This is a genomic window from Streptomyces sp. HP-A2021 (genome assembly GCF_022807935.1).
In the GTDB taxonomy this organism is placed as follows: Bacteria; Actinomycetota; Actinomycetes; order Streptomycetales; family Streptomycetaceae; genus Streptomyces; species Streptomyces afghaniensis.
The window spans coordinates 7,795,204-7,808,996 of the sequence record NZ_CP094344.1 but is presented as its reverse complement, the minus strand read 5'-3'; the positions used below and the strand labels follow the sequence as shown (position 1 = coordinate 7,808,996).

Genomic DNA, 13,793 nt, shown 5'->3' with positions numbered 1-13,793 from the left:
CCCGGTGGGGCGGTTCAGCGGGCGTTGAAGTACTTCGCCTCCGGGTGGTGGATCACGATGGCGTCCGTGGACTGCTCGGGGTGCAGCTGGAACTCCTCGGACAGGTGGACGCCGATGCGCTCCGGCTGGAGCAGGTCGGCGATCTTCGCGCGGTCCTCCAGGTTGGGGCAGGCGCCGTAGCCGAGGGAGAAGCGGGCGCCCCGGTACTTCAGCTCGAACATGCCCTGCATCTCGTCCGGGTCCTCGCCGGCGAAGCCGAGTTCGGAGCGCACGCGCGCGTGCCAGTACTCGGCGAGCGCCTCGGCCAGCTGCACGGACAGGCCGTGCAGTTCGAGGTAGTCGCGGTAGGCGTTCGCCTCGAAGAGCCGCGCGGTCTCCTCGCCGATGCGCGAGCCGACGGTGACGACCTGGAGGCCCACGACGTCCGTCTCGCCGGACTCCTCCGGGCGGAAGAAGTCGGCCAGGCACAGGCGCCGGCCGCGGCGCTGGCGCGGGAAGGTGAAGCGGGTGCGCTCGTTGCCCTGCTCGTCCAGGATGATCAGGTCGTCGTCCTTGGAGACGCACGGGAAGTAGCCGTAGACCACGGCCGCCTCCAGCAGGTTGTCCGTCTGGAGCTTGTCCAGCAGCCCGCGCAGCCGGGGCCGGCCCTCGCTCTCGACGAGTTCCTCGTACGAGGGGCCCTCGCCGGTGCGGGCCTGCCTGAGGCCCCACTGGCCCTTGAACAGGGCGCCCTCGTCGAGCCAGCTCGCGTACTCCTTGAGCTGGATGCCCTTGATCACGCGGGTGCCGCGGAAGGGCGGCTCGGGGACGGGGTTGTCGGTGGCGACGTCGGAGCGGACGTGCCCCTCCTCGGGGCGCTCCTCCACGGCGGCCGGGGCGGTGGCCCGCACGCGACGCTGCTTCAGCTCGGGCAGCTTGGCGCCCGGAACGCCCCGCTTGACGCCGATCAGGGCGTCCATCAGGCGCAGGCCCTCGAAGGCGTCGCGGGCGTAGCGGACCTCGCCCTGGTAGATCTCGTGCAGGTCCTGCTCGACGTAGGCGCGGGTGAGGGCGGCGCCGCCGAGGATGACCGGGTACTTCGCCGCCAGGTCGCGCTGGTTCAGCTCCTCCAGGTTCTCCTTCATGATCACCGTGGACTTGACCAGGAGACCGGACATGCCGATGACGTCGGCCTTGTGCTCCTCGGCGGCGTCCAGGATCGCCGAGACCGGCTGCTTGATGCCCAGGTTGACGACGTTGTAGCCGTTGTTGGTCAGGATGATGTCGACAAGGTTCTTGCCGATGTCGTGCACGTCACCGCGCACGGTGGCCAGCACGATGGTGCCCTTGCCCGCCTCGTCGGTCTTCTCCATGTGCGGTTCGAGGTGAGCCACGGCCGTCTTCATCACCTCGGCCGACTGCAGCACGAACGGCAGCTGCATCTGCCCGGAACCGAACAGCTCACCGACGACCTTCATACCCTCCAGCAGCGTCTCGTTGACGATGTCCAGCGCCGGGCGGGACTGCAGGGCCTCGTCGAGGTCGGCCTCCAGGCCGTTCTTCTCGCCGTCGATGATGCGCCGCTTCAGACGCTCGTCCAGCGGCAGGGCGGCCAGCTCCTCGGCCTTGCCGGCCTTGAGGGACTTGGCGGTGGCGCCCTCGAACAGCTGCATCAGCTTCTGCAGCGGGTCATAGCCCTCGGCGCGGCGGTCGTAGATGAGGTCCAGAGCCGTCCGGACCTCCTCCTCACTGAAACGGGCGATCGGCAGGATCTTGCTCGCGTGCACGATCGCCGAGTCCAGACCCGCCTTGACGCACTCGTCCAGGAACACCGAGTTCAGCAGGATGCGGGCAGCCGGGTTGAGACCGAAGGAGATGTTCGACAGACCGAGCGTGGTCTGCACCTTCGGGTGGCGCCGCTTCAGCTCGCGGATCCCCTCGATGGTGGCGATGCCGTCCTTGCGGGACTCCTCCTGACCGGTGCAGATGGTGAAGGTCAGACAGTCGACGAGGATGTCCTCCTCGTGAATGCCCCAGTTGCCCGTCAGATCGTCGATCAGCCGCTCGGCGATCTCGACCTTCTTCTCGGCGGTACGGGCCTGGCCCTCCTCGTCGATGGTCAGCGCGATCAGCGCGGCACCGTGCTCCCTGGCCAGCTGGGTGACCCTGGCGAAGCGGGACTCCGGGCCGGCGCCGTCCTCGTAGTTCACCGAGTTGATCACCGCACGGCCGCCGAGCTTCTCCAGACCGGCCCGGATCACCTCGACCTCGGTGGAGTCCAGCACGATCGGCAGCGTCGAGGCGGTGGCGAAACGGCCGGCCAGCTCCTCCATGTCGGCCACACCGTCACGGCCGACGTAGTCCACGCACAGGTCGAGCATGTGCGCGCCCTCACGGATCTGCTCCCGGGCCATCTCCACACAGTCGTCCCAGCGACCGTCCAGCATGGCCTCACGGAACTTCTTCGAACCGTTGGCGTTCGTACGCTCACCGATCGCCAGGTAGGACGTGTCCTGCCGGAACGGCACCGACTGGTACAGCGACGCCGCGCCCGGCTCGGGCTGCGGGGCGCGTTCGCTCGGGGTGACGTCCCGGACGCGCTCCACCAGCTGCCGCAGGTGCTCCGGCGTGGTGCCACAGCAGCCGCCGACCAGGGACAGGCCGTAGTCCCGGACGAAGTTCTGCTGGGCGTCGGCCAGGCCCTCGGCGTCGAGCGGGAAGTGGGCGCCGTCCTTGGTGAGGATCGGCAGGCCGGCGTTCGGCATGCACAGCAGCGGGATGCGCGAGTGGCGCGTCAGATAGCGCAGGTGCTCGCTCATCTCGGCCGGGCCGGTGGAGCAGTTCAGGCCGATCATGTCGATGCCGAGCGGCTCCAGCGCGGTCAGCGCCGCGCCGATCTCGGAGCCGAGCAGCATGGTGCCGGTGGTCTCGAAGGCCATCGAGCACAGCAGGGGCACCTCGACGCCGGTGGCCTCCATGGCCCGGCGGGCGCCGAGGACGGAGGCCTTCGTCTGGAGCAGGTCCTGCGTGGTCTCCACGAGCAGCGCGTCCGCGCCGCCCGCGAGCAGGCCCTCGGCGTTGGCCTGGTAGCCGTCGCGGATGGTGCCGTAGGTGACGTGGCCGAGCGTGGGCAGCTTGGTGCCGGGTCCGATCGAGCCGAGCACCCAGCGCGGCCGGCCGTCCCGGGCGGCGTACTCGTCGGCCGCCTCGCGGGCGATCCGGGCACCCGCCTCGGACAGCTCGTGCACCCGGTCGGAGATCTCGTACTCCGCCGCGGCCGTGTGGTTGGCGCCGAAGGTGTTGGTCTCGACGCAGTCGACGCCGACCGCGAAGTACGCGTCGTGGACGGAACGGACGATGTCCGGCCGGGTCACGTTGAGGATCTCGTTACAGCCTTCGAGATTCTCGAAGTCCTCGAGCGTCGGGTCCTGCGCCTGGAGCATGGTGCCCATGGCCCCGTCGGCCACGACCACACGGCTGGCCAGGGCCTCTCGGAGGGCGGACACACGGGTCCGGCTGTCGGAAGGGGTCGGTGGCAACGAGGCCATGTAAGGGGCTCCCTCGAGTGCGACGGCTGTCGGCTATGCGGCTTCCCGGACACACGGGGGGCATCCGGGGGAACGGCGCACGGCGCCAGCGTAACCGGGAGCGGGCCGGGATGGGCAGGGCGTCCACGGGACGGACGCGAGTGGCGTCCCGAACGGCCGTTGTGCCACTGATGTGCCCCTGATGAGCCACCTGTGACGCACCAGGGCGCGGCGCCGGTGCGACACAGGGCGACCCGCTGGCGCAACAAATGGTGACCCGCCATTAGCGAGAGGTCGGCATCGACCGGTAGTGTTCGGCATTGCCGAACAAAGGCTGCGGGCGCCGCTGGTCGGCGGTCGAAGGGGACGGAGGCAGTACGGCGATGGCACGGAACATCCAGTCGCTCGAACGGGCGGCCGCGATGCTGCGGCTGCTCGCGGGCGGCGAGCGGCGGCTCGGCCTGTCGGACATCGCCTCGTCGCTGGGCCTGGCCAAGGGCACCGCCCACGGCATCCTGCGCACCCTCCAGCAGGAGGGCTTCGTGGAGCAGGACGACACCTCCGGGCGCTACCAGCTCGGCGCGGAGCTGCTGCGCCTGGGCACCACCTACCTCGATGTGCACGAGCTGCGGGCGCGCGCTCTGGTGTGGACCGACGACCTGGCCCGCTCCAGCGGCGAGAGCGTCTACCTGGGCGTCCTGCACCAGCAGGGCGTCCTGATCGTGCACCACGTCTTCCGGCCCGACGACAGCCGGCAGGTCCTGGAGATCGGCGCCATGCAGCCGCTGCACTCGACGGCGCTGGGCAAGGTGCTCTCCGCCTACGACCCGGTGGCGCACAGCGAGGCCCTGGAGGCCGACCGCAAGGCGTTCACCGACCGGACCGTGTGCGAGCCGGAGGACTTCGAGCACATCCTCGACGTCACCCGCGCGCGTGGTTACGCGGCGGACGTCGAGGAGACCTGGGAGGGCGTCGCCTCCCTCGCCGCGCCCATCCACGACCGGCGGCGCATGCCGGTCGGCGCGGTCGGCATCACGGGCGCCGTGGAGCGGCTGTGCCGGCCCGACGAGGAGCGAGCGCTGCGCCCCGAGCTGATCGCGGCGGTCCGGGACTGCGCCCGCGCGGTGTCGCGGGACCTGGGCGCCGGACGGTTCTGACGGGACACGCAAGGACCGGGGCGCCACAGGGCGTTCCGGTCGTCGGCATGCCCGCACTCAGCGGCCGCCGGCGATCCGCACTGGAGATCCACGAGGCCGTGGCGATCAGTAACGATCGTGTTTTCGACAACACAGCCCTTGACGTGCTCGTAACGCCGAAGCAAGACTCCCGTCCATCGGTCGACATTGTCGAACAGCTACCGGCAATACGCGCTAGAGTGTGACAACGCCAGGCCGGTATAGAACTTCACCCCTGGACGAAGGACAAAGGAGTCGCGGGTGTCCAGCTCCGACATCTTCATCGGCGAGACCATCGGTACCGCCATACTCATCCTCCTCGGCGGCGGAGTCTGCGCCGCCGTCACACTGAAGGCTTCCAAGGCCCGCAACGCCGGCTGGCTCGCCATCACCTTCGGGTGGGGCTTCGCGGTGCTCACGGCGGTCTACACGACGGTGCCGCTGTCCGGCGCCCATCTGAACCCGGCCGTCACCCTCGCTCTCGCGATCAAGGACGGCGACTGGAAGAACGTCCCGGTCTACTGGGCCGGACAGATCCTCGGCGCCATGATCGGTGCCGCCCTGGTCTGGATCGCCTACTACGGCCAGTTCCACGCCCACCTCACCGACCGGGAGATCGTCGGCGGTCCGGGTGCGCAGGACACCGCGGCCAAGGCCGTCGAGGCCCAGGAGAAGGGCGCCGGCCCCGTGCTGGGCGTCTTCTCCACCGGGCCCGAGGTCCGGGTCGCCTGGCAGAACGTCGCCACGGAGATCATCGGCACCGTCGTGCTGGTGCTCGCCGTGCTCACCCAGGGCCTGAACGACAAGGGCAACGGCCTGGGCACCCTGGGCGCCCTGATCACCGCGCTGGTCGTGGTCTCCATCGGCCTGTCCCTCGGCGGCCCGACGGGGTACGCGATCAACCCGGCCCGTGACCTCGGTCCGCGCATCGTGCACGCCCTGCTGCCGCTGCCCAACAAGGGCGGCTCCGACTGGGGCTACGCCTGGGTCCCCGTGGTGGGTCCGCTGATCGGCGGCGCCATCGCGGCAGGCATCTACAACGTCGCATTCGCTTAAGAAGCAATCCTCGCGCCCGTTCGCGAAACTTCCAGCACGCGCCGTACGTAAAGCCCCTTAAACCGGAATTATCAGGAGCACACAGTGACCGACGCGCACACCGCCGGCCCCTTCATCGCCGCCATCGACCAGGGCACCACCTCTTCCCGCTGCATCGTCTTCGACCGCGACGGCCGGATCGTCTCCGTCGACCAGAAGGAGCACGAGCAGATCTTCCCGAAGCCGGGCTGGGTCGAGCACAACGCCACCGAGATCTGGACCAACGTCCAGGAGGTCGTCGCCGGGGCCATCGAGAAGGCCGGCATCACCCGCGACGACATCAAGGCCATCGGCATCACCAACCAGCGCGAGACGACCGTGCTGTGGGACAAGAACACCGGTGAGCCCGTCCACAACGCCATCGTCTGGCAGGACACCCGCACCGACGCCCTCTGCCGCGAGCTCGGCCGCAACGTCGGCCAGGACCGCTTCCGCCGCGAGACGGGCCTCCCCCTCGCCTCCTACTTCGCCGGTCCGAAGGCCCGCTGGCTGCTCGACAACGTCGACGGGCTGAAGGAGCGCGCCGAGGCGGGCGACATCCTCTTCGGCACCATGGACACCTGGGTCATCTGGAACCTGACCGGCGGTGTCGACGGCGGCAAGCACGTCACGGACGTCACCAACGCGTCCCGCACGATGCTGATGAACCTGCACACCATGGAGTGGGACGACAAGATCTGCGAGTCGATCGGCGTCCCGAAGCAGATCCTTCCCGAGATCCGCTCCTCCGCCGAGGTCTACGGCGAGATCACGGGCGGCAAGCTGGGCGACCTGCTCGGCGGCATCCCGGTCGCCTCCGCGCTCGGCGACCAGCAGGCCGCCCTGTTCGGCCAGACCTGTTTCGCCGAGGGCGAGACGAAGTCGACGTACGGCACCGGCACCTTCATGGTGATGAACACCGGCGACAAGATCATCAACTCCTACAGCGGGCTGCTGACCACCGTCGGCTACAAGATCGGCGACCAGGACACGGTCTACGCCCTGGAGGGCTCGATCGCCGTCACCGGCTCGCTGGTGCAGTGGATGCGCGACCAGATGGGCCTGATCTCCACGGCCGCCGAGATCGAGACGCTCGCGCTGTCGGTGGAGGACAACGGCGGTGCCTACTTCGTGCCGGCCTTCTCCGGCCTGTTCGCCCCGTACTGGCGCTCCGACGCCCGCGGTGTGATCGCCGGTCTGACCCGGTACGTCACCAAGGCGCACCTCGCGCGTGCCGTCCTGGAGGCCACCGCCTGGCAGACCCGCGAGATCGCCGACGCCATGACGAAGGACTCCGGCGTCGAGCTGGCCGCCCTGAAGGTCGACGGCGGCATGACCTCCAACAACCTGCTGATGCAGACCCTCGCCGACTTCGTGGACGCCCCCGTGGTGCGCCCGATGGTCGCCGAGACCACCTGCCTCGGCGCCGCCTACGCCGCCGGCCTCGCCGTCGGCTTCTGGAACAGCACCGACGACCTGCGCGCCAACTGGCGCCGGGCCGCCGAGTGGACCCCCCGCATGGACGCGGACACCCGCGCCCGTGAGTACAAGAACTGGCTCAAGGCCGTCGAGCGGACCATGGGCTGGCTCGAGGACGAGGAGTAAGAAACCGCATGACCAGTCAGTCCACCCTGCAGTCCGTGCCTGCCCTGGGAACGCACCCGGCCTCCGGCTCGAACCCGAGCCGAGCCGAGACCAGGGAGCAGCTCGCCAAGGCGTCGTACGACCTCCTCGTGATCGGCGGCGGCATCCTGGGCATCTCCACCGCCTGGCACGCCGCGCAGTCCGGCCTCAGGGTGGCTCTGGTCGACGCCGGCGACTTCGCCGGTGCCACGTCCTCCGCCTCCTCCAAGCTGCTCCACGGCGGTCTGCGCTACCTGCAGACCGGCGCGGTGAAGCTGGTGGCGGAGAACCACTTCGAGCGCCGTGCGGTCTCCCGCCAGGTGGCCCCCCACCTGGCGAACCCGCTCACCTTCTACCTGCCCGTGTACAAGGGCGGGCCGCACGGCGCGGCGAAGCTCGGGGCGGGCGTCTTCGCCTACTCCGCGCTCTCCGCTTTCGGTGACGGCGTCGGGCACCTGCTCTCCCCCGCCAAGGCGGCGCAGGACGTGCCCGAGCTGCGCACCGAGAACCTCAAGGCCGTGGCCGTGTACGGCGACGACCAGATGAACGACGCGCGCATGGCGCTGATGACGGTCCGCGGCGCCGTCGAGGCGGGCGCGGTCGTCCTCAACCACGCCGAGGTGACGGGCCTGCGCTTCACCCAGGGCCGTGTCACCGGCGCCGAGCTCAGGGACCGTCTCTCCGGCGACGAGTTCGGAGTCAACGCCCGGCTGGTGCTGAACGCGACCGGACCGTGGGTCGACCACCTGCGGAAGATGGAGGACCCGAACGCCGCGCCCTCCATCCGCCTGTCGAAGGGGGCGCACCTGGTCCTGAAGCGCACCTCCCACTGGAAGGCCGCGCTCGCGACCCCGATCGACAAGTACCGCATCACCTTCGCCCTCCCCTGGGAGGACATGCTGCTCCTCGGCACCACCGACGAGGAGTTCGAGGGTGACCCGGCGGACGTCGCTGTCACCGAGAAGGACATATCCCAGATCCTCGACGAGGCCGCCTTCTCGGTCCGCGACCAGCAGCTGAGCCGCGACCTCATCACGTACGCCTTCGCCGGTCTGCGGGTGCTGCCGGGCGGCCCCGGCGACACCGCGAAGGCCAAGCGCGAGACGGTGGTGACCGAGGGCAAGGGCGGCATGCTGTCCGTCGCGGGCGGCAAGTGGACCACCTTCCGCCACATCGGCCGGACCATCATGCAGAAGCTGGAGTCGCTGCCGGGTCACCCGCTGGGTGACGACTTCGAGCCCATCAGCTCGCTGCCGAAGAAGCTGCCGCTGCCCGGCATCGCCAACCCGCGCGCGGTCGCCCACCGGCTGCTGACCGACCGCCCGGCGCCCGGCCCGCGCATGGCGGCCGACACCGCCAGGCACCTGGCCACGCACTACGGCTCGCTCGCGTTCGACATCGCCCGCCTGGCCAACGAAAGCCCCGAGCTCGCCGAGCGCGTCCACCCGGACGCCCCGGAGATCTGGGCGCAGGTCGTCTGGGCCCGGGACCACGAGTGGGCCGAGACGCAGGACGACGTGCTGCGCCGCCGCACGACGCTGACGATCCGCGGCCTGGCCACCGACGACGTCCGCGCCAAGGTCCAGGACCTGCTCGACAAGAAGTAGGCACGACCCGGGAGAGGGTCCCGTTACCGGGACCGGGGGCTCCCGTTGCCGGAAGGGGCGGTTCCACGCCGACGGAGCCGCCCCTTCCGCGTTCCCGACCCCCATAATGACCTGATACGTCGGAGGTCTTGAGCGACAGGGAGGCCGGCCATGGCAGTCACCGACGAGGCGATCGAGAAGATCAAGGGCATGATCGTCTCCGGCGCGCTGCGGCCGGGCGACCGGCTGCCCAAGGAGAGCGAACTCGCCGCCGACCTCGGCCTGTCCCGCAACTCCCTGCGGGAGGCCGTGCGCGCGCTGTCCCTCATCCGGATCCTGGACGTCCGGCAGGGCGACGGCACCTACGTCACCAGTCTCGACCCGCAACTCCTGCTGGAGGCGCTGAGCTTCGTCGTGGACTTCCACCGCGACGACACGGTCCTGGAGTTCCTGGCCGTGCGCCGCATCCTGGAACCGGCCGCGACGGCCATGGCGGCGCTGCGGATCAGCGAACAGCAACTGGACGCGCTCACGGCCCAGCTGGACAAGCTCGGCGACGCCCCCTCCGTGGAGGATCTGGTCGCCTGCGACCTGGAGTTCCACCGGGGCATCGTGCAGAGCTCGGGCAACTCGGTGCTGTGCTCACTGCTCGACGGGCTGTCGGGCCCCACCACCCGGGCCCGGATCTGGCGCGGTCTGACCCAGGAGGACGCGGTCAGCCGGACCCTGCGCGAGCACCGGGCGATCCTCGCGGCCCTGCGGGACCGGGACGCCGAGGCGGCGCGCTCCTGGGCGACGGTGCACATCGCGAGCGTGGAGCAGTGGCTGCGCTCCACGCTGTGACCAGGGCCTCACCGACAGCTCGGATCAATCCGGGGTGTTCAGGGGTGGATCGCGGGGCAGTGATGGGTTCACTCCCCCTGCGAGGGGGCTGCGGGCGCCCCCTTGGCACGCCGTAAGGTTGGGGGGTACGCGAGGGCACGTCGGAAGGAGGCGCTGGGTGATCGAGCTCGAGGGGGTTCCCGAGCTGATCGACCCGGTCATGGTGGCCGCGTTCGAGGGCTGGAACGATGCCGGCGACGCCGCCTCCACCGCGGTCGCGCATCTGGACAGGGAGTGGAAGGGCGAGGTCTTCGCGGCGCTGGACGCCGAGGACTACTACGACTTCCAGGTCAACCGCCCCACGGTGTTCCTGGAAGCGGGCGTCCGCAAGATCACATGGCCCACCACCAGGCTGTCGGTCGTCCGGGTCGGCGGGGACAAGCCACGCGATCTCGTCCTCGTCCGGGGTATCGAACCGTCCATGCGATGGCGTTCGTTCTGCAACGAACTGCTCGGCTTCGCGCACGAACTCGGCGTGGAACTGGTGGTCGTCCTGGGCGCCCTGCTCGGTGACACCCCGCACACCCGCCCGGTTCCGATCAGCGGGACGACGTCCGACCCGGACCTGGCCCGCCGCATGGACCTGGAGGAGACGAAGTACGAGGGGCCCACGGGCATCGTCGGCGTCCTCCAGGAGGCCTGCACGCACGCGGGCGTGCCGGCCGTCTCGCTGTGGGCGGCGGTGCCGCACTACGTGTCGCAGCCGCCGAACCCGAAGGCCACCCTGGCCCTGCTGAACCGGCTGGAGGACCTGATCGACGTGCGCATCCCGCTGGGCGAGCTGCCCGAGGACGCGCGCGCCTGGCAGGTCGGCGTGGACCAGCTGGCCGCCGAGGACAGCGAGGTCGCCGAGTACGTCCAGTCGCTGGAGGAGGCCCGGGACACCGCCGAGCTGCCGGAGGCGTCGGGTGAGGCGATCGCCCGCGAGTTCGAGCGCTATCTGCGGCGCCGGGACGGCGGCGGACCGACCGCCTCCGGCGGGCACGCCACGGCGGACGGCAGCGACAGCACGTCGTACCTGCGGGACAACCCCAGCGGCCGTACGCGCCCGCCGAAGCCGCCCAAGCCGGGCACGGACGACGAGGAGTCGTCGGAGGACTGAGCGGGACCGAGCACAGCAGAAGGACAGCAGAAGGACAGCAGAAGGGGCGCCTCCCGGCCGGGAGGCGCCCCTTCGCGTGCCGTACGGCTACAGCGCCACGCCCAGCAGGGCGTCCACCGCCCGGGAGACCACCCCGGGGGCGCCCTCGTCCGTGCCGCCGCTCTGCTCCTGGAGCGCGGCCCAGCGGTCGACCGCGGTGAGCGCAGCCGGGGCGTCCAGGTCGTTCGCCAGGGCCTCGCGGATCTCCTCCACGAGCGCCTCCGCCGACGGCCCGTCGGGCCGGGACACGGCGGCCCGCCAGCGGTCGAGCCGTCCGACGGCGTCCTGGAGGACCTGGTCGGTCCACTCCCAGTCGGCGCGGTAGTGGTGGGCGAGCAGCGCGAGCCGGATGGCGGCCGGATCGACGCCGTCGCGCCGGAGCTTGGAGACGAAGACCAGGTTGCCCTTGGACTTGGACATCTTCTCGCCGTCGAGGGCGACCATGCCGGCGTGTACGTACGCCTTGGCCATGGGGAACTCGCCGGTGAGGGCCTGGGCGTGCGAGGCGCCCATCTCGTGGTGCGGGAAGGCCAGGTCGGAGCCGCCGCCCTGGATGTCGAAGCCCATGCCGAGGTGGTCGAGGGCGATGGCCACGCACTCGATGTGCCAGCCGGGCCGTCCGCGCCCGAGCGATCCGCCGTCCCAGCTGGGCTCGCCCTCCCGGGCCGCCATCCAGAGCATCGGGTCGAGCGGGTTCTTCTTGCCCGGCCGGTCCGGGTCGCCGCCGCGCTCGGCGGACAGCAGCCGCATCGCCGCGGCGTCGAGCCCGGAGACCTTGCCGAAGTGCGGGTCGGCTTCGACGGAGAAGTAGACGTCGCCTTCGAGTTCGTAGGCCGCGCCCATGTCCCGCAGGCGCTCGACGAGCGGGACGATCCCGGGTATCGCCTCGACGGCGCCTATGTACTGTCGCGGCGGCAGCATCCGCAGGGCCGTCATGTCCTCGCGGAAGAGGGCCGTCTCCCGCTCGGCGAGCGCGGCCCAGTCGAGGCCGTCGCGCTGCGCCCGCTCGAGGAGCGGGTCGTCGACGTCGGTGACGTTCTGGACGTAGTGAACCTGCCGCTTGGTGTCGAGCCACACGCGCTGCACGAGGTCGAACGCGTTGTAGGTCGCCGCGTGTCCTATGTGGGTGGCGTCGTACGGGGTGATGCCACAGACGTAGATACGGGCGACGGGACCGGGGTCGAGGGTGACGAGGCCGCCGGTCGCGGTGTCGTGGATCCTCAGGTCGCGGCCCTGACCAGGCAGGGCGGGGACCTCGGAAGCGGGCCAGGCATGCATGCCATGAGCCTAACCGGACTGAAGTTCCCTATACGAATGGGAGCGGGCCGGACGGCCGAGAAGGCGCTCTTGCGGAAGCTCGGCGGCTGTGCTGCCGCCCGGACGGCCGGGGATCGCTTACACGGGTGGCCACGGAATCGCCGGCCACTCCCCGCTCGGCTCGGGGTGCTTCCCCGAGGCGAGCAGCGCGGCGACCCGCGCGCGGGTGGCGTCGATCTCCGCGCCGGTGATCAGCGGCTGGAGCCGGGCGGTGAGGGGACCGGCGTCCGCCAGGTCCTTCCTGAGGCCTTCGAGGACGTCGACGGCCTCCTGGGTGAGGGGCTCCCCCGCCCACCCCCACAGCAGGGTCCGCAACTTGTTCTCGACGTTGAAGGTGACCCCGTGGTCGATCCCGTACAGCCGCCCCTCGCCGGTCGGCAGCAGGTGCCCGCCCTTGCGGTCGGCATTGTTGACCACGGCGTCCAGCACCGCGAGCCGCCGCAGCCGCTCGTCGTCCGCGTGCACGAGCAGCGCGGTGCGGCCCTCGCCGACCTCGGCGAAGCCGATGGCCTTCCAGCCCGGCTCCGGTTCCTCCCCGTCGACCAGGGCGAGCAGCTCCGCCTCCGGCACCGCCTCGACCCACAGCTGGCACATGCCCTCGCCGTAGGGGCCGTCCCGCAGCACGGTGGGCGGGACGAGGCCCCAGCCGGTCGCCTCGGAGACCTCGTACGCGGCGACCTCGCGCTGGGCGAGCGTCCCGTCGGGGAAGTCCCACAGGGGCCGCTCCCCGGCGACCGGCTTGTAGATGCAGGCCGCGTCCTGGCCGTCGTACGAGACCGTGCAGTACAGGGCCGCGTTGGACGCCTCACGGATGCGTCCGCGCACGGTGATGTCGCCCCGGGCGAGCAGTTCGGCGGCGTCCGGAGGTGTCACGCTCCGCGGCGGTATCCGTTCTGGCGCGGACATACGTGTCCTTCCGGGTCGAGCGGGAGGCTGCACAGCGGGCACGGCGGCCGCCCGGCGTTGACGATGTCGAGGGCGCGCTTGGCGAAGGCCCTCGCCTGCGCGCCGGTGAGCCGGACCCGCAGCATCGGGGGCCCGTTCTCCTCGTCCTGGAGCAGCCGCTCCTCGGCCTCGGCGAGGTCCTCCTCGGTGTCGGCGTCGAGTTCGACGAGCGCCTGCGCCTCGACGATCATCAGCTGCTCCTCGCCGTCCCAGGCGAGCGCCATCGTGCCGACCCGGAACTCCTCCTCGATGGGGGTGTCCAGCGGGGCGGTGTCGGTGATCTCCGACGGCGCGACGGCGGGGACGGAAGCGCTGCCTCCGCTACGGCGTACGACCTCGTCGAGCAGTTCGTCCATGCGTTCGGCGAGCGCGGCGACCTGGGTCTTCTCCAGGGCCACGCTGGTCACCCGGGAGCCGGCGGAGGCCTGGAGGAAGAACGAACGGCGCCCGGGCAGTCCGACCGTACCGGCCACGAAACGCTCCGGATGGTCGTAGAGGAACACCTGACGGGACACGTCCTGTCTCCATTGGAATCGTGGGAACC

General features: G+C 70.7%; 10 protein-coding genes. 6 read left to right on the top strand and 4 right to left on the bottom strand.

All coding sequences use genetic code 11. The features are described from left to right. Positions 1–14 precede the first annotated feature (14 nt). Entirely contained in the window at positions 15–3,527 is a 3,513-nt protein-coding gene (gene metH, locus MQE23_RS35270; protein ID WP_243381249.1) for a methionine synthase, read from the bottom strand. A 362-nt stretch (positions 3,528–3,889) separates the two neighbouring features. On the opposite strand from metH, the gene MQE23_RS35265 reads away from it, so the two are divergent. From MQE23_RS35265 to MQE23_RS35240, 6 genes are all read left to right on the top strand, one after another. Further along, the gene (locus MQE23_RS35265) at positions 3,890–4,663 is read left to right on the top strand and encodes an IclR family transcriptional regulator (RefSeq protein ID WP_020276830.1); all 774 of its coding nucleotides are present in this window, start codon (positions 3,890–3,892) and stop codon (positions 4,661–4,663) included. 279 nt (positions 4,664–4,942) lie between these two features. Further along, positions 4,943–5,737 carry an MIP/aquaporin family protein gene (locus tag MQE23_RS35260; RefSeq protein ID WP_020276829.1) on the top strand — a complete coding sequence of 265 codons (795 nt, stop codon included), beginning with the start codon at positions 4,943–4,945 and terminating at the stop codon, positions 5,735–5,737. Between the two features lie 84 nt (positions 5,738–5,821). Continuing rightward, entirely contained in the window at positions 5,822–7,360 is a 1,539-nt protein-coding gene (gene glpK, locus MQE23_RS35255) for a glycerol kinase GlpK (protein ID WP_020276828.1), read from the top strand. 8 nt (positions 7,361–7,368) lie between these two features. Next, on the top strand, positions 7,369–8,985 hold the full coding sequence (locus MQE23_RS35250) for a glycerol-3-phosphate dehydrogenase/oxidase (protein ID WP_020276827.1): 1,617 nt from the start codon (positions 7,369–7,371) through the stop codon (positions 8,983–8,985). A 150-nt stretch (positions 8,986–9,135) separates the two neighbouring features. Continuing rightward, positions 9,136–9,807: a FadR/GntR family transcriptional regulator gene (locus tag MQE23_RS35245; RefSeq protein WP_020276826.1), complete on the top strand. Its 672-nt coding sequence runs from the start codon at positions 9,136–9,138 to the stop codon at positions 9,805–9,807. A gap of 157 nt (positions 9,808–9,964) precedes the next feature. Then, a complete protein-coding gene (locus tag MQE23_RS35240; protein ID WP_059419387.1) occupies positions 9,965–10,948 on the top strand; it encodes a PAC2 family protein in 984 nt (327 codons plus the stop codon). An 87-nt stretch (positions 10,949–11,035) separates the two neighbouring features. Here the strand turns inward: MQE23_RS35240 and mshC are convergent, their stop codons facing one another. The 3 genes from mshC to MQE23_RS35225 form a co-directional block, all read right to left on the bottom strand. Beyond that, entirely contained in the window at positions 11,036–12,265 is a 1,230-nt protein-coding gene (mshC, locus tag MQE23_RS35235; RefSeq protein WP_020276824.1) for a cysteine--1-D-myo-inosityl 2-amino-2-deoxy-alpha-D-glucopyranoside ligase, read from the bottom strand. A 117-nt stretch (positions 12,266–12,382) separates the two neighbouring features. Next, positions 12,383–13,210 carry an SCO1664 family protein gene (locus MQE23_RS35230; RefSeq protein ID WP_037673401.1) on the bottom strand — a complete coding sequence of 276 codons (828 nt, stop codon included), beginning with the start codon at positions 13,208–13,210 and terminating at the stop codon, positions 12,383–12,385. Continuing rightward, positions 13,174–13,764 (bottom strand): DUF3090 domain-containing protein, encoded by a 591-nt coding sequence (locus MQE23_RS35225; protein ID WP_020276822.1) that lies wholly within the window; start codon positions 13,762–13,764, stop codon positions 13,174–13,176. Before MQE23_RS35225 ends, MQE23_RS35230 begins: the two co-directional genes overlap by 37 nt. Positions 13,765–13,793: the final 29 nt, after the last annotated feature.

Coding starts and splice junctions, on each gene's coding strand:
- metH (WP_243381249.1), bottom strand. CDS start 3,527: ATGGCCTCGTTGCCACCGACCCCTTCCGACAGCCGGACCCGTGTGTCC.
- MQE23_RS35265 (WP_020276830.1), top strand. CDS start 3,890: ATGGCACGGAACATCCAGTCGCTCGAACGGGCGGCCGCGATGCTGCGG.
- MQE23_RS35250 (WP_020276827.1), top strand. CDS start 7,369: ATGACCAGTCAGTCCACCCTGCAGTCCGTGCCTGCCCTGGGAACGCAC.
- MQE23_RS35245 (WP_020276826.1), top strand. CDS start 9,136: ATGGCAGTCACCGACGAGGCGATCGAGAAGATCAAGGGCATGATCGTC.
- mshC (WP_020276824.1), bottom strand. CDS start 12,265: ATGCATGCCTGGCCCGCTTCCGAGGTCCCCGCCCTGCCTGGTCAGGGC.
- MQE23_RS35230 (WP_037673401.1), bottom strand. CDS start 13,210: ATGTCCGCGCCAGAACGGATACCGCCGCGGAGCGTGACACCTCCGGAC.